This is a genomic window from Schauerella aestuarii (genome assembly GCF_009866805.1).
Classification (GTDB): domain Bacteria; phylum Pseudomonadota; class Gammaproteobacteria; order Burkholderiales; family Burkholderiaceae_B; genus Schauerella; species Schauerella aestuarii.
The window spans coordinates 700,066-719,917 of sequence record NZ_SIZW01000043.1 but is presented as its reverse complement, the minus strand read 5'-3'; the positions used below and the strand labels follow the sequence as shown (position 1 = coordinate 719,917).

Below are 19,852 nucleotides of genomic sequence, written 5' to 3'. Positions count from 1 at the left end.
CCGTCAATCGGGGGTTGCGAGCAGCTTCCCCGTGCGCGAGTAAAAAATCCAACAGATCGCAGGCGGCATCTTGCGCACCGCTGCATTCTCGTTGCCTGCCGACGTTTGCAAGCGGATAATACAAACCATTCTTATTGCGTTGTTTGTTTCTATCCAAGGCGATCCATGTCGACTGCGCGTCCGTCTGCCCCCTCCGCATCCTCCCCCGCAAGCCAATTGAAACCGTTGCCACTCGCCGTGCATCTGGCGCTGACCTCGGCACTGATCGCCGCCGCGATCGTGCCCACGATGGCTTGGGCGCAAACCGTGCAAAGCCCCGTGACCACGCTCGAGGCCACCACGGTAACCGGTGAGGCGAGCATCGCCACACCCTCGGCTGCGCCCTATGCCGGCGGACAAGTGGCCCGTGGCGGCCAGCTGGGCGTATTGGGCAATATCGACAACATGGATGCCCCCTTCGTGGTGACCAGCTTCACGTCGAAACTGATCGAAGACCAGCAAGCGCGCACGCTGGGGGATGTGGTCAAGAACGACCCGTCGATCCAGGTTGGCAATGGTTTCGGCAACTCGGCCGAAACGTTCTCCATTCGTGGGTTCGCGCTCAACAACGACGACCTGTCCTTCAACGGCCTGTACGGCATCCTGCCCCGTCAAGTGCTGCCCACCCAAATGATCGAACGGGTTGAGGTGTTCAAAGGCGCAAACGCGTTCTTGAATGGCGCGGCGCCTGGCGGGTCGGGTCTTGGCGGCTCGATCAATATTCAACCGAAGCGTGCGGGCGAGGATCCCCTTACCCGCGCCACCATCGACTACACCAGCGACTCGCAGGTCGGCGGCGGCGTGGACATCGGCCGCCGCTGGGGCACCGACAATAAGTTCGGCATCCGCGTCAACGCGGCTCATCGCGATGGCGAAACGTCGGTCGATGACGAAAATCAACGCCTGACGGTGGGAACGGTGGGACTGGACTTCCGCGGCGAGCAACTGCGCGTATCGCTGGATGCCGGATACCAGAAATACCGCTTCTCGCAGCCGCGTCCGACGATCCGCGTCATCGGTACCGACGTGCCGTCTGCGCCGTCCAACCGCACGAACTACGGCCAACCTTGGACATACTCGGAGTTGGAAAGTACGTTTGGTGTGCTGCGGGCGGAATACGACTTCAATAACAACTGGATGGGCTATGCAGCGGCTGGCGTCAGCCACGATCGCGAGCTTGGCGACTACGCCACGCCGAACGTCGATGGCAGAGGCATCGGTACCTTCAGCCGGCTCTCGGTGCCTTACGATCGCGACTCAGCCACAGGCGAAATCGGGTTGCGTGGGCAATTCAAGACTGGCGCGGTGGGTCACCGCGTGAATGCCGCCCTATCGGCATCACGCATCAAGGGCGCTACGGCCTACGAGTTTGCGAGTGGCGGTGCCATCGACATCAACAATCCGGTCTATATTCCTCGCCCGGCTGGTGGCTTGATCGCTGGAAATTTCAGCGATCCCGACGTGACCGATCGCCGTCGCCTCTACAGCGTTGCACTGTCCGACACGCTGTCTTTCCTGGACGATCGCGTGCTCTTCACCGCCGGCGTTCGCCGCCAGACCCTCAAGCAAGACGCCTTCGGTTATGACGGCGTGCAGACCGCCGCCTACAACGACTCCGTGTGGACGCCGGTGTTTGGCGTCGTGGTCAAGCCGCTGGATTACATGTCGCTCTATGCCAACCATATCGAAGGCTTGACCGCCGGCGATAGCGCCCCCGCCGACGCAATCAACTTCGGCACGACGCTCGCCCCTTACCGCACCAAACAAACCGAGGTGGGCGTCAAGCTCGACTTCGGCACCGTCGGCGGCAGTGTGGGTGTGTTCCAGATCGAGAAACCCGAGGCCTACACGGATGTCGTTACTGGGGTCTTCGGTCGCGCCGGCGAGCAGCGCAACCGCGGCATCGAACTCAACGTTTACGGCGAGGCCACGCGCGGCGTACGCTTGCTGGGCGGCATCACCTTCATGGACCCGGAACTGCGCGACACGGAAGTCGCGGCGCAGAACGGCAATGACGCGGTAGGCGTGCCGCGCTATCAAGCCGTGATGGGCGCAGAGTGGGACGTGCCTTACGTCAATGGCCTGACGCTGCAAGCCTATGCCCAGCGCCGTGGCTCGCAGTACATCAATGCCAATAACTCGGCCAAGATCCCGGCGTGGAACCGCTTCGATCTGGGTGCTCGGTATGCCACCAAAATCGACAATCGCAATGTGGTGTGGCGCGCCGGTGTCGACAATGTGACCGACAAGCAATACTGGTCGACAGTGGGCAACGACTTCGCCCAGATCACGCAAGGCCGTGGCCGCATCTACAAACTGTCGATGTCGGTCGACTTCTGACAGCGACTGACAACACGCGTTCGATGGCGTGCGGCGCGCGATCGAAGCGTTCACATCAGCAAACGCGCACCAATGCAATCATCGTGCGCCGACTACGCACCAGCATGACGCCCAACGCCCCATATCGGGGCGTTTTTTTCGTCTGCTGACAGCGCATCGTAAGCAATACCAAGTGTAAGAAATTGGCATCGATATTGCATGTGTCTGGGTCCTACGCGCCTGCCGCGCGGTTTTTTTCAGGACCCCGAACACATCATGACGCTGCACCCCGGTTCACTTTCCTTCCGCATCCTTGCTCGCACAGTCATCGCAGCCGGATTATTCGCCGCTGCGCTGGCCGCCACGCCATCTGCGCACGCCGCGTATCCGGAACGCCCGATTCAAGTCATCATTTCCTTTCCGCCCGCCGGCGCCACCGACGTGATGGCGCGTGCCGTCAGCCAGCAACTGGCCGCCGAACTCGGTCAATCGGTAGTGGTTGAGAATCGCCCGGGCGCGGGTGGCATGATCGGCATCACCGCAGCCGCGCGCGCGCCGGCCGATGGCTACACGCTTTATCTCGCGGCGGTCACCAACCAAGCCATTGCCGAAGCGTTGTACACGAACAAGCAAGCCACGCTGGAAGGCGACTTCGTTCCCGTGGCGGGCGTCGGCTATGCACCGCATGCGCTGGTGGTGCCCGCCACTTCACCCGCAACGGACGTCAAAAGCTTGATCGCCATGCTCAAGGCTTCGCCAGGCAAATACAATTTCGCCTCGCAAGGCACGGGCACGTTGTCGCACCTGGAATCGGAACTCTTCGTCTCGAAAGCCGGCGTACAAGCCGAGCACATCCCCTACAAGGGCAGCTCGCAAGCCCTCCCCGAACTGGCCAATGGCACCTCGGCTCTAATGTTCGACAGCATCACAGGATCGCTGCCGCTGGTGCAGGGCGGCAAGCTCAAAATGCTGGCTGTGGCGTCGAGCAAGCGGGTGTCGTCCCTGCCCGATGTGCCTACCGTGACGGAAGCCGGCTTGCCTGGATTCGAGGCCGACAACCTCTTCGGCTTTGTGGCGCCGAAGGGCACGCCGCCCGCCGCCATTGCCACGCTGCAAAAAGCGCTTGAGAAGGTGCTCGGCTCGCGTGCACTGATCGAAAAGGTCGCCGCTCAAGGCTCCGACCTGGTCTATATCGGACCGGACAAATTCAAAGCCGACGTGGCGAGTGAAATCGCCACCTGGGGCGGTGTGGTGAAAAACGCCGGCATCACGCCGCAGTAACGCTTTACGCTTCGACCGGGCGGTTGCGCGTCACTCGCCCGCGATCGCAGCCGCGCTGCAAGCGGAGTTGCCCACGCTAGCGCTCCAGGCACCCCAATAGCCGAACACCGTTCGCGCTTTTGGGGTGTTTTTACGTCTGCGGCGCGAAGTGCAGGGTGCGATATTCGTCCAACGATCGTCACGAAAAGCGTGCATCATTCTTGCTGAACGGCTGCCCATGCAATGGTCAGCCGTGCCGGCAACCTTGACCGCCCCACAAGTCTTATATAAGATATAAGACCTAAGAACTTGATACGTTTTGGTCCTCACTAGACATGACAAACGGCTCAAAACGCCACAAAATGGCGTTCTCTATTGTGGACACACCCTACCCTCGGAGTCCTTCATGCCGCATAACACGTTCAACACACTAAAAAACTTCAAAATCGGCAGCCAGTCCTGTCAGTACTATTCGCTGCCCGCACTGGGCAAGGCGCTTGGGGTAGACGTGCAGCGATTGCCGATGTCGATCCGCATCGTGCTGGAATCGGTATTGCGCAACTGCGACGGCAAGAAGGTCACCGAGGAGCACGTCAAGCAACTGCTCAACTGGAAGCCAACCGCCAAGCGCAATGACGAAATTCCGTTTGTCGTCGCGCGCGTCGTGCTCCAGGATTTCACCGGGGTGCCGCTGCTGGCCGATATCGCCGCGATGCGCGCCGTAGCTGAAACCATGGGCAAGAACCCCAAGGCGATCGAACCGCTCGTGCCCGTCGACCTGGTCGTCGATCACTCGGTGATGATCGATTACTTCGGTACCAAGAATTCGCTCGACCTGAACATGAAGCTCGAGTTCCAGCGCAACAAGGAACGCTATCAGTTCATGAAATGGGGCATGCAAGCGTTCGACACGTTCGGCGTCGTGCCCCCGGGCTTCGGCATCGTCCACCAGGTCAACCTCGAGTACCTGGCGCGCGGTGTGCACTTCGACAAGACCAATAAGGTTTACTACCCCGACAGCCTGGTGGGCACCGATAGCCACACCACGATGATCAACGGCATCGGCGTGGTCGGCTGGGGCGTGGGCGGCATCGAAGCCGAAGCCGGCATGCTCGGTCAGCCGGTGTACTTCCTTACGCCTGACGTTGTAGGCGTCGAATTGAAAGGCAAGCTGCGCGAGGGCGTCACCGCCACCGATCTGGTGCTCACGATCACCGAGATGCTGCGCCGCGAGAAAGTGGTGGGCAAGTTCGTCGAGTTCTGTGGCGAAGGCACGGCCAGCCTGACCGTGACCGACCGCGCCACCATCGGCAACATGGCACCCGAATACGGTGCCACGATGGGTTTCTTCCCCGTCGACGAACGCACCATTTCGTACTTCGAAGGCACCGGCCGCACGAAGGACGAGATCGCGGCATTCGAAGCCTACTTCAAGGCGCAGAAGATGTTCGGCGTGCCCAAGGCCAAGGATGTCGACTACACCACGTTGCTGAGCTTGGACCTCTCAAAGGTCGCGCCCTCGCTTGCCGGGCCGAAGCGCCCGCAGGACCGGATCGAAATCGGCAACGTCAAAACGCAATTCACCGATCTCTTTTCCAAGCCGATCGCCGAGAACGGCTTCAACCAGGCCCCGGAACGTCTGGGTCAGGTATTCACCACCAGCGCCGGCACCAAGGTGCAGAATGGCGATATCCTGATCGCCGCCATCACGTCCTGCACCAATACGTCCAACCCGAGCGTCATGCTCGCGGCCGGCCTCCTGGCCAAGAAGGCCGTGGAAGCAGGCTTGAAGGTGCCCAAGCGCATCAAGACTTCGCTCGCTCCCGGCTCGCGTGTCGTCACCGAGTATCTGACGAAGACCGGCCTGTTGCCTTACCTCGAAAAGCTCGGCTTCGACGTGGCGGCCTACGGTTGCACCACGTGTATCGGTAACGCAGGTGACCTCACGCCCGATCTGAATGAGGCCATTGCCGACAATGACCTGATCTGCTCGGCGGTGCTTTCCGGCAACCGCAACTTCGAAGCGCGGATTCACCCGAACATCAAGGCGAACTTCCTGGCCTCGCCGCCATTGGTGGTGGCTTATGCGCTGGCCGGCACCGTGCTGCGCGACCTGATGACCGAGCCCGTGGGCCGCGGTACCAAAGGCGATGTATGGCTGGGCGATATCTGGCCGTCGTCGGACGAAATCGACGCGGTGCTCAAGTTTGCGCTGGACCCCAAGGTGTTCAAAGCCAACTATGCCCAGGTCAAGAGCAACCCCGGCAAGCTGTGGGAAAAGATCAAGGGTGTGGATGGCGACGTCTACAACTGGCCTGATTCCACCTATATCGCCGAGCCGCCCTTCTTCAAGGACTTCGGCATGACGCCCGCTGCCATGCCGGCCGTCACGGGCGCGCGCGCCTTGGGTATCTTTGGCGATTCGGTCACAACCGACCACATCTCGCCCGCTGGATCGATCAAGGAATCGTCGCCCGCCGGCAAGTGGCTGAAAGAAAACGGCGTGCTGAAAGCCGACTTCAACAGCTACGGTTCGCGTCGCGGCAATCACGAGATCATGATGCGCGGCACGTTCGCCAACGTACGGATCAAGAACCTGATGATCCCGGCCGCCGCTGACGGCACCCGCTTCGAAGGCGGTGAAACGCTGTTCCAGCCCACCGGCGAGCAAATGTCGATCTATGACGCCGCCATGAAATATGTGAGCGAGAACACGCAAACCGTGATTTTCGGCGGTGAGGAGTACGGCACGGGTTCGTCGCGCGACTGGGCAGCCAAAGGCACGCAACTGCTGGGCGTGAAGGCGGTGATCACCCGCAGTTTCGAGCGCATCCATCGCAGCAATCTGGTGGGCATGGGCGTGCTGCCGCTGCAGTTCATCGGTGACGACAGCTGGCAATCGCTGGGCATTACCGGCCGCGAAACGTACGACATCACGGGTCTGGAAAACGGCATTCGTCCGCAGCAGGACGTGACGCTGACGATCCATCGCGAAGACGGCACCAAGCAGGACGTGAAGGTGCTGCTGCGCATCGATACGCCGATCGAAGTGGATTACTACTTGAACGGCGGCATCCTGCCCTTCGTGCTGCGTCAGTTGCTGGCCGCCTGATCGCACACGTGCACAACCCAAAACGCCCGGTTCGCCGGGCGTTTTTTTATGCGGCGCGGATGGGAAGCAGACAGCATTGCCCCTAAACGCAGGGTGTTGGGTTCAACCTTGCGGATCGGCCTATCTCGCGGCGCGGGCAGCGGTTAAACTAACCCGTTCCGCTTCAACGACAGGATCGCCCCTCCGTCATGCCCCGTGCCCGCCGTTCTGCATCGCCCCGCCTGACCCGCGACGCCCAGCGTCTCATCGCGCTTGCCGACGGCCTCGATCGTTCCGGCAGCCGTGTCGAAGACCAGTTCTGGGAGTCGCAGTTTGCCCAGGCCATTCCCAAACTGCTGAAGGCCGGCAACGATGCGCCGCTTGAAGCCGCGCTGGAGCATCTCGCCCAGAACCAGCCGGGTGCCTACGAAGTGCTGATCGAACAGGCCGAAACACTGTCCGAATCCGCCGTGGTCGAGAAGAACGGCGTGCGCTACGACGTCCTGCTGGTCGTGGCGCCGATCGTGGCCTGGACGCGCTACACCATCCCCACGGGGCCGCTGCCAGCCGCTGCGCGCGAGGCTATCGTGGCCCAGTTGCACGGTCATATTCTGGCCGACGATGTGCGCGTGGCATTGATGCCGCATCTGGTCTGCATCGACCAGATGCCCCGCACCTTCTCGGAAACCTGGGCCTGGCTGCAGCGCCTCGGATCCCAGGCGCTGGGCGCCGAAACGGCAAAGCCTGCGCTTAACGACGATGGCGAGATTGCCAACATGCTCGCCGACACTCGCTATGTGGTCGCCGCCGCAGCCGTGCCCGCAGGTTCCCCGATGTTCCAATGGCAAAACGCGCAGGCCGAAGATGGCGCCACGCGCGACAGTTGCCTGGCCGCCTGGATCGAGCAGGCTCAGCCCACGTTGGCAGCGCTCTTGCCGGGTTGCGGCATCGAGTGCCTGCTGCCCGATGCCTATTACGTCAGCAATCGTGAAGCGGATCGCCGGGTGCGCCCGCTGTCGCTGCGTGCTGCCGTAACGTGGCTCGAAGGCGCGGTCAACCTCGAACCCGCCGCCTTGCGCGCAGTGATCGCCGGTTGCGGCGAAACGCGGGCCGACGAGTATCGGATCAGCTTCACCGCGCGTCAAAGCAACGACGTGTTCTACGGCTGCGTGTGGCCGCTTTACGGCCGTGAAGATGACGCCATCATTCCCGAAGGCCAGCCGGATACGGTGGACGAGATCGTCGCGCAGTTGAAGGAACTCGGCGTGACCGAAGTGCGCCGGATTCCGGGCGTTGTGCCCGCTGAGTACTGCGAAGACTGCGGCGCGCCGTTCTTTCCCAATCCGCTGGGTGAGATGGTGCACGCCGAACTGCCCGACGACGCCGACGCCACGCCGGCGCATTTTCACTGAGTCGTGCCCGCTACACCCGCGATTACCGCCGACATCTTTTGCCGGGTCGTCGATAACTTCGGCGATATCGGCGTGTGCTGGCGGCTCGCGCGGGGTTTGACCGCCGAACACGGCTGGCATGTACGACTCTGGGTCGACGACCTGCACAGCTTTGCGCGGCTTGCGCCCACGCTCGATGTTCAGGCGCCCCGGCAGATGCTGGACGCGGTCGAAGTGATTGCGTGGCGCGATGCTGCGCCGCATGCGAGTGCCGGGCCGTTGATGCCTCAAGACGTCGTCATCGAAGCCTTCGCCTGCGATCCGCCTGCCGGGTTCGTGACGGCCATGCAGGCCATGGCCACGCCTCCCGTCTGGATCAATCTCGAATACCTGAGCGCAGAAGACTGGATCGAGGGCTGCCACGGTTTGCACTCGCGTCGTCCGGACGGCCTCGAAAAGATATTCTGCTTTCCCGGCTTTACAACCCGGACCGGCGGATTGCTGCGCGAGCGCGATCTGTTGCTTGCACGCGATCGGTTTCAAGCCGATCCCAACGCGCAGGACGCTCTGCTCAAGACCTGTGGCGTGCCGGCCAATACGCGCACACGGATCGCACAAGGCGCCGCTGTGGTATCGCTGTTTTGCTACCCCGATGCACCGTTGCAGGCGCTTTTCGCCGCCTTCGCGCAGCGCCACCGTCCCAGTGTGCTGATCGCACCGTACGGCGTCGCCCCGCAAGCCGAATCGTCATTGGCCGCGCTACCGCCTGCCGAACGCGCGCAACTGGTGCTCTGCCGCATCCCGTTCGTACCGCACGAGGCGTTCGACCGCCTGCTGTGGCTGGCGGATTTGAACGTGGTGCGGGGCGAGGATTCGCTGGTGCGTGCGCTCTGGGCCGGGCGCCCGCTGCTGTGGCACATCTACCCCCAGGAAGACGCCGCACACGAGGTCAAACTGAATGCCTTCCTGGCACGCACCGGCTGGCCGGAAGCCGCCCAGGACGCCAATCGCGCATTTAATGGCGCAGCGCTGGTGAACCGGCCGTCCGGCAAGGTTGCCCCGCTGCCCGCCCAAAGCGACTCTCCTGAAGTGCGCGCTGCGGAGCGCGCCGATTTTGCCCTGGTGCACGATGAGACCGCCTGGCAGGCGTGGCACGCTGCCGCCCAGCGCTATGCCGCCACCGTCGCTGCACATCGCGATCTGGCCAGCACGATCGCCAACTATGGCGTGCGCGCGACGGATTGATCGCGAAAAAAAGACACAACTGACAGGAAACGCTAGAATATTGGGTTGTCTTTTTTAGTGCTCGCCCGGCAAAGACTCTGGCGGAGCATTCCCCAACGGAGTTTTAGTAATGAAAACCGCTCAAGAATTGCGAGTCGGCAATGTGGTCATGGTTGGCCAGGACCCCCTCGTCGTTCAAAAGACCGAATACAACAAGTCCGGCCGCAACGCTGCCGTCTGCAAACTGAAGTTCAAGAATCTGCTGTCCGGTTCGGCCAGCGAGTCGGTCTACAAGGCCGACGAAAAATTCACCGTCGTGAACCTCGATCGCAAGGAAGTGACGTACTCCTACTTCGCCGATCCGATGTATGTGTTCATGGACGAAGAGTACAACCAGTACGAGATCGAAGCCGACAGCATGGGCGATTCGATCAACTACCTGGAAGACGCGATGCCTGCCGAAGTGACCTTCTACGAAGGCCGCGCCATCTCGGTCGATTTACCCACGACGATCGTGCGCGAAATCGTCTACACCGAGCCGGCTGTCCGCGGCGACACGTCGGGCAAGGTGCTCAAGCCTGCCAAGCTTTCCACGGGCTATGACATCAGCGTGCCGCTCTTCTGCGCCATCGGCGACAAGATCGAGATCGACACCCGCACCAATGAGTACCGCAGCCGCGTGATGTAAATCACCTCTCTGCGCTACAAGAAAGCCCCCGCGCTGAACCGCCCCCCGCTCTGGGATCGGTTCATTGCCGGGGGCTTTTTCTATGCGAAGCCATGTCTCAGCCCACGATTCTCGTCGTTGACGATCACCGCAAAGTGCGAGAGCCGCTCGCGCTGTATTTGCGACGCCACGATTTCAACGTCGTGACGGCAGGCGACGCTGCGCAAATGTGGTCGATGTTGGCGCACACTGCGTTCGACGCGATCGTGCTGGACGTCGGCTTGCCGGATGGCAACGGATTCGATCTCTGCCAGACGTTGCATCGCCGCATGAACGTGCCGGTGATTTTATTGACGGCACTGGGCGAATCGGCCGACCGGGTGCGGGGGCTGGATCTGGGCGCGGACGACTATGTGGTCAAACCATTCGAGCCGCGAGAGCTGGTCGCGCGCATCCACAGTGTGTTGCGCCGCCGCGGGGTGCAGCAGACCAAGCAGACGGAAGTCATGCTGGCCCCCGCGCCGACGGCCGATCTGCGATACCGCTTTGCGAACTGGACCTATGACGCCGGCGCCAACGTGCTGAGCCGTCCGGATGGCTCGTGGGTCAAACTCAGCACGGCGGAAGGCCGTCTGCTGCACGTTTTTCTGCGGCATCCGCAAACCGTGCTGGCGCGCGATCGCCTGATCGATCTGGTCACGCGCCCAGGCGCCGAAGTGTTCGACCGCTCGATCGATCGCCAGGTCAGCCGCCTGCGCCTGAAGTTATCCGATCCCACCCGCGAAATCGACCTCCTGCGCACCGTGTGGGGCGACGGGTATGTGCTCACTGCGGACGTCACATGCCTGGCATCCTGAGGCGTCTGCGTCCCGAACGCATGGCCACGCAACTTGGCGTGCTGTTCGTGATTGCACTGCTCACGTCCAGCGTGATCGCCGCCGTATGGCTGCAAAACGTCGGCGCACTGATCCATCCCCTCTCGCGCTCGCATGTGCTCTCGGTGATGGCCACCGCCGTCGAAGCCACACGGCGTATGCCACCGACCGCGGCCGCCACATTTCTCACCGACGTGTCGGACGACGCGACCCGGCTGTGGGTGGCCGGCAGCGCAGACGTACCGCCCTTCGAGATGCGGCCCGAGGAGCGCGCCATCGCCCGCGATCTGCTGGCTCGCGCCGGTTTGCGTGACGGCACGCCGATTTTCATGCAGCTCGAGCGCGTCACTGGCGATCATGCGCGTGCGTTTTTTCTGTCGCCCGCTGGTTGGGCGCCGTTGCGGCTGCGCACGAGCATTCAGCTGCCAAACGGTACCTGGCTCAATGCCCTCCAGCACCCCTCCGGTGGCTACGAATGGCAGCGCATTCTGGCGTACTCGTTGCCTGTGAGCACCTTGCCGGTGTTGCTCGTCGTGCTGTTCTCGATCTATCGCGTGGTGCGCCCGATCAAACGCCTGGCACAGCATGCCGAACGATTCAGCCGTGGCGAAACAGTGCCGCCGCTCGAACCCAGCGGACCGCTGGAAGCCCGGGAGCTCACCGCGTCGTTCAATACGATGCAGCAGCGCATTACCCGGCACATGCAAACGCGCACGCGCATGCTGGCCGCGATCAGTCACGACCTCAATACGCCCATCACGGCGCTGCGCCTGCAAGTCGAACTGATGACCCCGTCGGACGCCCGCGACGACATGCTCGAGAGCTTGAATGAGCTGCGCTACATGGTGCGCGAAACACTGGATTTCGTGCGCGGCGATGCGGTGGCCGAGCCCACCTCGATGGTGTCGTTGAACGCGCTCGTTGACGACTTGTTGCGCCGCTACACCCTGATGGGCAAGCCGGTGCGGTGGGCGCAGGCGGATCCGGTCCGGTGTCTGTGCCGGCCGGTGGCGCTCAAGCGTGCGATCACCAACATCATCGACAACGCCTTGCATCACGGCGGCGACGCGCACGTTTCATTGCGGCTTGCGCCATCCCAGGCGATCGTGCTCGAAGTGCTCGATCATGGCCCCGGCATTGCGCCGGATATGCTCGAACAGGTATTCGAACCCTTCATTCAAGCCCGCGAGCGCACCGACGGTGCCGCGCGTGAGGCCGATCTCATCGGCATTGAATCGAATGACGGCACTCATCGCGATACGCCCGGCCTTGGATTGGGGCTGGCCATCGCCCGATCGATCGTCAACGCGCACGGCGGCGAGCTGACGCTGGAGAACCGTCCGCCCGCCGGGCTGTGCGCAGTGATACGACTGCCGCCAGGCGGCATCAGAACGTGATGCTGGCACTCACCCACACATTGCGGCCGTAATTGACGGTGCCGTACGTGTCATCGTCCAACCGTTTATCGGTCAGGTTGTTCAATGAGGCATTAAGCGTCAGATTTTTGCTGACGTCGTAAGAGCCGCCAAGATCCACCGTCGTGTAGGCGGGCGCCGGCTCACCGTCGATCGTGGTGCCGTATTCCTTGCCGTAGTAATTGAGCGCCGTCCACACGCTGGCCTGGTTCGAAAACGCCCACTCACCCCGCAAATTGGCCTTGTGCTCCGGAATCAACGACAGCGGCGCGCCGGCATTGGCGCCCCCTTTCTGCTTGGAATCGGTATAGGTGTAATTGGTTTTGATGGCCACGGTAGGCATCACGTCCCACCGGCCATTCAGCTCCAACCCCTTGATCACCGCGCGATCCAGATTGACCCGTTGCATGATGCGGTAGCCATTCCACCGGTCGTTGGTGGTAATGGTCGAGAGCTTGTCTTTGACGTCGTTGTAGAACACGGTGGCGCCGGCGGATAAGTTATCGCGGTTGGACCACATCGCCGAGACTTCATAGTTCGTGCTCGTTTCCGGATCGAGATCAGGATTGCCCAACATCACGAACGTATTGCGACGCAAGTACGCATAGCCCGGCACCACCGCCCGAATCTCCGGCGCCTTGAAGCCGCGCGACACTCCGCCTTTCAGCGTCCAGTTGTCCGTCGTGCGCCACACGCCGTACAGACGTGGACTCACATGCGAGCCGTATTGTTCGTGATCGTCCAACCGTACGCCACCCGTGAGCGAAAACCGATCCGTCATGGCCCATTCGTCTTCGACGAAGACGGCTTTCTGCACCACGCCAAACGTGTACTGGTTGCGATCGCCCAGGCCCTGGTTCCAGTCATGCACCTTGCCTTGGTTCCATTGCACGCCGCCGGTCGCAATGTGATTCGCAAACGGCACGACGAGCTTGGCATCGAACACCGTGTTTTCGACCTCCGGTTTGCGGCCATAGACGTCGGTTTGATCGGGCGTGGCCAGGCCATCGCGCGATGTCTTCTCATGCGAGATCGACATATCGGACTGCGCACGGCCCCAGCGCGCATGGTTGGAAATCGACCAGTGGCTGCGATCGTTATCCTGCTGGCGGGTCGCCCAGTTGGGACTCAGGCCGTTGCCGTTGCGCAGCCTCGTTTCACCGGCTTCAAAGAGAAATTCCTGATTCACCGTAGGCGTAACGGCCAGGCGCACCGTGGCGTCGCGATGACGTGCCTTCGTATAGCCCAACGTGCGCTCGACGTCATCATCGGACTGGCGATCCAGATAACGGCCCCACGCCTGCAGGCCCAGCAGGTCGGTCTTGATCGGACCGTTCAGGTAGAACTGCGCCTGGCGCGAGTTGCCTTGGTCGCTGTGCTGCTGCGCGGTGTAATCCAGCGTCAACGCGCCGCCCCATTCGTTCGCCACTTTTTTGGTGATGATATTGATCACGCCGCCCATGGCGTCCGAGCCATACAACGACGACATCGGTCCGCGCACGACTTCGATACGCTCGATCGCGGCCGCCGGCGGAACAAAGCTTTGCTCGTAACCCCGGTTGCCGTTCACACGGGAATCGCGCCCGCTCTGCCGTTTGCCGTCGACCAGAATCAGCGTGTAGTCGGGCGGCATGCCGCGAATCGAAATATCCGCTTCGTTCGCGCTGCCGTTGACGACCACGCCTTCGACGTCGCGCACAGCGTCACCCAGGTTGCGCATCGACCGGCGGCGCAGTTCTTCGCCGGTGATGACGGTAATCGATGCGGGCGCATCTTCAACCTGCTGTTCGAAGCCCGAAGCGGTGACCACGACCGCATCCATCGTGGCGGGCGCATGGGTTGGCGCGTTGGGTGGCGTAGTGGCGGACTGCGATTGGGCTGCAGTGGCCGTAGCAGCGAGCGTCAGAAGTGCCCATGACCACCGGGGCGGCGAAGAAGACATAACGTTCCTTGGCGTAATCAAATGAAAACGAGAATCGTATTCATTCGTCGCCCGGAATATTGGACAAGATAAGACAGGAATGCCTGCCTTGAACCGCAGCGGTGTCCCCTAGCTGGCGGTCGATTACGCTGCTGTGTTCGCGTCGCCCAAAGAAAACACCCCAAACGCTGGCGGCATGGCCAAACAACGTTGGGGGTGATGGCGATGTGGGCGCCTGATTGCGATGCTTCCGTTGCAGCGCTTCCGTTGCAATGCTCAGTCGCAGCGCTCAGTTGCAGCGCTTCACTACTGCAACGTCAAATGCAGCGTTTAATCGATGCTCGCATCATGTGCGCGTTCGCGTACGAAGAACGCTGCCACCAATCCCAGCGCCACGCCGAACATCACGTAGTACGCCGGCGACATCGGCGAACCGGTGGTGCGGATGAGCCAGGTGACGATGAACTGGGCGAAGCCGCCAAAAATCATCACCGCCACGTTATAGGCCATCGACATACCCACCGAGCGAACGTTGGCAGGGAACATTTCGGCCATCACGGTGCTGAAGACGCCGAAGAACGCGGCGACGAACACGCTGATGATCACCTGCACGATCAGCAGCTTGCTGATCGACGGTTCATTGGTCAGCCACGCGTACAACGGCAGCAGCACCACCATGTAGCCGAGCAGCGAACCGATCAACAGCGGGCGGCGGCCAATGCGATCGGACCAGGCACCAATGAACGGCATCAGCACCACCATCAAGGCGGCGCCCGCCATCTGAACCAGGAAGGTATCGTGCAACGGTAGTTTGAGCGTCACCGTCGAGAACGTCACGAGGTAGGTGAACGTGATGTAGATCGAGACGGTGCACGTCACCACGAGGCCCATGCCGACGAGCGTTTCGCGACGATAGGTGCGCAGCATTTCGAGCACGCCGATCTGCTTGACCGTACCGGCCGCCTGCGCCGCCTTGAGTTGCTTGAACGCTTCGGGCTCTTCCACGTTGCGGCGAATGTAGATCGCCACGGGCACGATCAGCAAACCGAATGCGAACGGCAGGCGCCAGGCCCAATCCATCAACTGCTGCTGGGTGAAGATATCGGTGATCAAGGTACCGATCGCAGCGCCGAGCAGCAGTGCGGTCATCTGACCGGTCATCTGCCACGACCCGTAAAAGCCGCGTTTGCCGGCCGGAGCCAGTTCGATCAGCAGCGCCGTCGAGGTGCCGAACTCACCGCCGGCGGCGAAGCCTTGCAGCAGACGCGCCATCACGATGAACATCGGCGCCAGCAGGCCGACTGCCGCATACGTGGGTGCCAGCGTGATCAGCGCAATGGCGACGGCCATCAGGCCGGTCACCATCACCATGGCCGCCTTGCGGCCCTTGCGATCGCCGTATAGCCCCAAGATGATGCCGCCTACGGGCCGCATGAAGAAGCCCACGCCGAAGACGGCGGTGGTCAACAGAATCTGGTTGATGTTGTCGCTGGGATCGGCCGGGTTGCTCGGAAAGAAGAGCTTGGCCACGATCGGGGTCATGAAGGCGAAGACGAGGAAGTCATACCATTCGAGCGCATTGCCGATAACGGCCGCGAGAATGTTTCTCTTGGGAACTGCTTGCTCTTGCACGAAAGGTCCTTTATTGCGGGACGATTCCTGAGGTCGTGCGCGAGGCACGCCTAAGCCTGGAGCACAGCGCGCATCGGCCCACAGGAGGGTTGTAGGATGTCTGCGGCCGTGACTTTACCTCTTTTGCGCCCGCCCGACAGTCCAAGTGCAACTTCTGCAAGTACGACGTCGACCCGACGTCACCCGCGCGATGTCGGCCAATGCAACGTCGACCCCTGCGAGCGTCACACGATGCAACCTTTGTCCGCGCACGATCGGTCAGTGCAGATTGTCGTCGCCGTCGAAGATATCGGGCAGCGCCACGATATCGATGCCGTCTTCCGCAAGCGCCGCCTGTTCCTCGCGGGTGGCCGTACCGCGAATGGCGCGGGTATCGGTGTCGCCTTCATGCATCTTGCGCGCTTCCTCGGCAAAACGCGGGCCGACGTTTTCGGCGCGGCGCACGAACGCCTTCACCTGTTTGAACACTTCCACCTGCAGTGCGGCAAGTCGCTCGGGCGTCATGGGTTCGCCCTTGCCGCTCGCCCCGCCAGGCACGGGGGCCATGGCCGACGAACGACCGACGTCGGTGCCGCCCGCCGGTGCACGATCGCGCGAAGGCGATGACACGACGGCCGGGTGCAAGTGACCCACGTTCAGGCGCGGGGCCGACAGGCGCTTGACGACCTGCGCATCGCCGCATACCGGACAGACGATCAGCCCACCGGCATGTTGCGTCTCATAGTCGTCATGCGAGCGAAACCACCCCTCGAAGACGTGGTGCTGCGCACACTCCAGATCGAAAACTTTCAGGCTCATGCAGGTTAAATGGGGGTAGCGGGCTCGAACACAAGCCGGGGCACGGCGGCCAGCAATCGCTGGGTCATGGGGTGCTGCGGGTGGCGCAACACCGATTCGGCCGGGCCTTCCTCGACGATGCGACCGCCATCCATGACGGCAATGCGATCGGCAAGGTACTCGACGACACCGAAATTGTGGGTGACGAAGAGATATGCAATTCCCAGCTCGGCCTGCAACTCGCGCAGCAAATCCAGAATCTGCGCCTGTACCGACACATCCAGTGCGGACGTCGGTTCATCGCAGATCAATATTTTAGGCGAGACGGCCAGCGCGCGGGCGATCGCGATGCGTTGCCGTTGTCCGCCCGAGAATTCGTGGGGATAACGCGACACTGCATCGTCCGGCAAGCCCACACGGTCCAGCAGGCTGCGCACGCGGTGGGTACGTTCGGTGGCGCTCAGATCGGGGACGAGCGCGTGCACGCCCTCCTCCAGGATCGCGCCCACGCGCATGCGCGGATCGAGTGACGCAAACGGATCCTGAAACACGATCTGGATATCGCGCCGCAACGCGCGCAACGGCCGACCGCGCGCCGCCAGCAGATCTTGCCCGCCCAGCGTTGCGTTGCCCGATACCCGCGCCCCGCTGGTGAGTTGCAGCAACGCCTTGGCGGTCGTGGTTTTGCCGCACCCCGACTCGCCCAGAAGCGCCAGGGTTTCGCCGGCACGCAGGTCGAACGAAACGCCGTCGACCGCCTTGATCCAAGATGCCGGGCGCCGCAGCACGCCGCTGCGAACCGGGTAATGCACGCGCAGATCTTTCACCACAAGCAGCGGCGCACCGGACGGCGTCACCCGCTCGACAAACGGCCGGGCCGCACCTGCCGCCCGCGCGGCCTCCTCGCGCACGCCGCCGGCGGCCGAAAGCGCATGGCCGCGCTTCTCGAATGTGGGAATGGCGTCAAACAGCTCGCGCGCATAAGGATGGTCGGGCGCGGCAAAAAACCGATCCGCCGGCGCACTGGTGACGATTTCACCGGCGCGCATCAGTGCCACATGATGAGCGGTGTTGCGTACCACTGCCAGATCGTGCGTGATCAGTAGCATGGCCATGCCGAGATCCCGCTGGATTTCGGCCAGCAGGTCGAGCACCTGCGCCTGCACCGTCACGTCCAGCGCCGTGGTGGGCTCGTCGGCAATCAAAAGTGTGGGTTCGGCCGCCAGGGCGATCGCAATCATCACCCGTTGCTTCTGGCCGCCCGAAAACTGAAACGGATAGTCGTCGATGCGTCGTTCGGGCTCCGGAATGCCTACGCGGCGCAGCCAATCGATGGCGCGTGCGCGGGCCGCCCGGCCGCGCAGGGTCGTGTGCGCCTGGAGCGTTTCGACGATCTGATCGCCCACCCGCATGACGGGATTCAAGCTGGTCGCAGGCTCCTGGAAAATCATGCCGGCGCGTGCCCCGCGCACGTCGCGCATATCTGCTTCGGACAGTTGATTGACATCTTCACCGGCGATGACCACCGCACCGCCCATCACCTGGGCCGCGTCCGGCAGAAGGCGCAACAACGAGAGCGCGGTCACGCTCTTGCCGCATCCGGATTCGCCCACGAGCGCAAACGTTTCGCCGCGCGCGATCGTCAGCGCCAGGTCCTGTACCACCGAACGAATTCCGGCTTCGGTCGCCATCGTGATGTTCAGCCCCGATACCTCGAGCACCGGCGCCGTGCCTGTCATGGCCTGATCGCGCGCGCTCATTGCGGTACTCCCGGTACGGTAGGCGTGGCTGCCGCCACCGACGCCTGCCCCTTGCGGCGCGGCCGGAATCGCTGGGTGCGCGGGTCGAACGCCGCGCGCACCGCATCGGCAAACAAGTTGGCCGCCAGCACCAGCGTCAACATAAACAGAAAGGCAGTGAGCAAGCTCCACCAGATCATCGGATCGCGCGACATCTCGAGCCGCGCGCCATCGATCATCGAACCGAACGAATTCATGGTGGGATCCACGCCGATACCCAGATACGACAGCACGGCTTCGTACAGCACCAACCCCGAAAATTCGAGCACGATCGTGATGAGCACGATGTGCATCACATTGGGCAGCAAATGGCGGCGCATGATGGTGAAGTGCGATACCCCGAAAGCCCGAGCGGCCTGCACATAATCGAGTTCGCGCAACTTGAGCGTTTCGGCGCGCAGCAGACGGCACAGTCCCGACCAGCCGGTCAGGCCGAGAATCATGCACAGCATGAAGAGCCGCAGGTCGGCACGGGCAGCCGAGGTGGGAAAGAGCGTGGGATTGGCGTCGATATATACCTGCATCATCAATACGCAGGCGGCCACCAGCAGCACGCCGGGGATCGAGGTGAGCGTGGTGTACACATACTGGATCACGTCATCGACACGGCCTTTGAAATAGCCGGCCGAGATACCCAGAACCAGCGCCGGCGGCAGCATGGCCAGCGTGGTCAGGCTCCCGATCACCAGCGCGGTGCGAATACTTTTGAGCGATTGCCACAGCACATCGTTGCCGGTGTTGCCGGTGCCCAAGGCGTGGTAGCCGCTCGCCAGGCCGCCCAGGCCACCCACCACCACGGCCAGAATCGCAACGGTGCCCCAGATGGCCCGCCAGGGCATGTCGGTCTCGCCGCGCATCCAGGCGCGCCGGGCGGCAGCAAAGCCCACCCCGCGCCGCGCTTGCACGGCGGTCATCGCCACGGCCGCAATCAAGGCGAACACCAGACCGGCGGCGACACCCGCAAAGAGGCGCCAGGCAATGTCGGGACCGCGTCCGCTATCTGGATCGGGCAAATGCGCGCCGCCAAACTTCAGCCGCGGAAAATCGCGCACCGGCTGATCGTTGATGATTTCGGTTTCCTTGGTGAACTGACGCGTGGCCAACGGCTGCGAGTACGTTTTTTCGGGGCTGGCCAGCACCGTGCCGTCCAGCAAGCCATCCAGCGCCGACTTCACGATGGGGGCATACAGCTTGGGCGCATCGGGCGCGGCATTGGCCACAGGCGGCAAGAGCGGACGGTAGTGGATGGAATCGAGCAAGCCCACCGTCACGAAAGCCATCAGGATGACCGCCGAGCACATCGCCGGTGCGTCGGTCGCAACCCGCCGCCACGTCACACGCAGCGTGGGCGTGCGGCGCACATGCCAGATGTACAACAACACGCCGGCCACCATGCCGAACATGGCGATATCGGTCCATAGAAAAACGAATTCAGGCATGGT

The 19,852-nt window shown here is 62.5% G+C and carries 13 protein-coding genes; 8 read left to right on the top strand and 5 right to left on the bottom strand.

Annotated features, from left to right (window positions below; translation table 11 throughout):
• Positions 1-165: 165 nt before the first annotated feature.
• From EYW45_RS22575 to EYW45_RS22540, 8 genes are all read left to right on the top strand, one after another.
• A complete protein-coding gene (locus EYW45_RS22575) occupies positions 166-2,379 on the top strand; it encodes a TonB-dependent receptor (protein ID WP_161137685.1) in 2,214 nt (737 codons plus the stop codon).
• 255 nt (positions 2,380-2,634) lie between these two features.
• A complete protein-coding gene (locus EYW45_RS22570; protein ID WP_161137684.1) occupies positions 2,635-3,639 on the top strand; it encodes a Bug family tripartite tricarboxylate transporter substrate binding protein in 1,005 nt (334 codons plus the stop codon).
• A 385-nt stretch (positions 3,640-4,024) separates the two neighbouring features.
• Positions 4,025-6,730 (top strand): aconitate hydratase AcnA, encoded by a 2,706-nt coding sequence (gene acnA, locus EYW45_RS22565; protein WP_161137683.1) that lies wholly within the window; start codon positions 4,025-4,027, stop codon positions 6,728-6,730.
• 188 nt (positions 6,731-6,918) lie between these two features.
• Positions 6,919-8,121: a DUF2863 family protein gene (locus EYW45_RS22560; protein ID WP_161137682.1), complete on the top strand. Its 1,203-nt coding sequence runs from the start codon at positions 6,919-6,921 to the stop codon at positions 8,119-8,121.
• 21 nt (positions 8,122-8,142) lie between these two features.
• Positions 8,143-9,345, top strand: a complete 1,203-nt coding sequence (gene earP / locus EYW45_RS22555; protein ID WP_161138037.1) for an elongation factor P maturation arginine rhamnosyltransferase EarP — start codon at positions 8,143-8,145, stop codon at positions 9,343-9,345.
• Positions 9,346-9,454: 109 nt separating this feature from the next.
• On the top strand, positions 9,455-10,012 hold the full coding sequence (gene efp, locus EYW45_RS22550) for an elongation factor P (protein ID WP_161137681.1): 558 nt from the start codon (positions 9,455-9,457) through the stop codon (positions 10,010-10,012).
• Positions 10,013-10,104: 92 nt separating this feature from the next.
• A complete protein-coding gene (locus EYW45_RS22545) occupies positions 10,105-10,848 on the top strand; it encodes a response regulator transcription factor (RefSeq protein WP_161137680.1) in 744 nt (247 codons plus the stop codon).
• Positions 10,833-12,263: an ATP-binding protein gene (locus tag EYW45_RS22540; RefSeq protein ID WP_202444865.1), complete on the top strand. Its 1,431-nt coding sequence runs from the start codon at positions 10,833-10,835 to the stop codon at positions 12,261-12,263. Before EYW45_RS22545 ends, EYW45_RS22540 begins: the two co-directional genes overlap by 16 nt.
• Here EYW45_RS22540 and EYW45_RS24745 read toward each other — a convergent pair.
• The 5 genes from EYW45_RS24745 to EYW45_RS22515 form a co-directional block, all read right to left on the bottom strand.
• Positions 12,253-14,223 carry a TonB-dependent receptor domain-containing protein gene (locus EYW45_RS24745; protein WP_202444864.1) on the bottom strand — a complete coding sequence of 657 codons (1,971 nt, stop codon included), beginning with the start codon at positions 14,221-14,223 and terminating at the stop codon, positions 12,253-12,255. The two genes, EYW45_RS22540 and EYW45_RS24745, sit on opposite strands and share 11 nt — an antisense overlap.
• 309 nt (positions 14,224-14,532) lie before the next feature.
• Positions 14,533-15,834: an MFS transporter gene (locus EYW45_RS22530; RefSeq protein ID WP_161137679.1), complete on the bottom strand. Its 1,302-nt coding sequence runs from the start codon at positions 15,832-15,834 to the stop codon at positions 14,533-14,535.
• Positions 15,835-16,092: 258 nt separating this feature from the next.
• Entirely contained in the window at positions 16,093-16,632 is a 540-nt protein-coding gene (locus tag EYW45_RS22525; RefSeq protein WP_161137678.1) for a DUF1178 family protein, read from the bottom strand.
• 5 nt (positions 16,633-16,637) lie between these two features.
• Complete coding sequence (locus tag EYW45_RS22520) at positions 16,638-18,350, bottom strand: ABC transporter ATP-binding protein (protein WP_161138034.1); 1,713 nt, start codon at positions 18,348-18,350, stop codon at positions 16,638-16,640.
• Positions 18,351-18,367: 17 nt separating this feature from the next.
• On the bottom strand, positions 18,368-19,849 hold the full coding sequence (locus EYW45_RS22515; protein WP_161137677.1) for an ABC transporter permease: 1,482 nt from the start codon (positions 19,847-19,849) through the stop codon (positions 18,368-18,370).
• Positions 19,850-19,852: the final 3 nt, after the last annotated feature.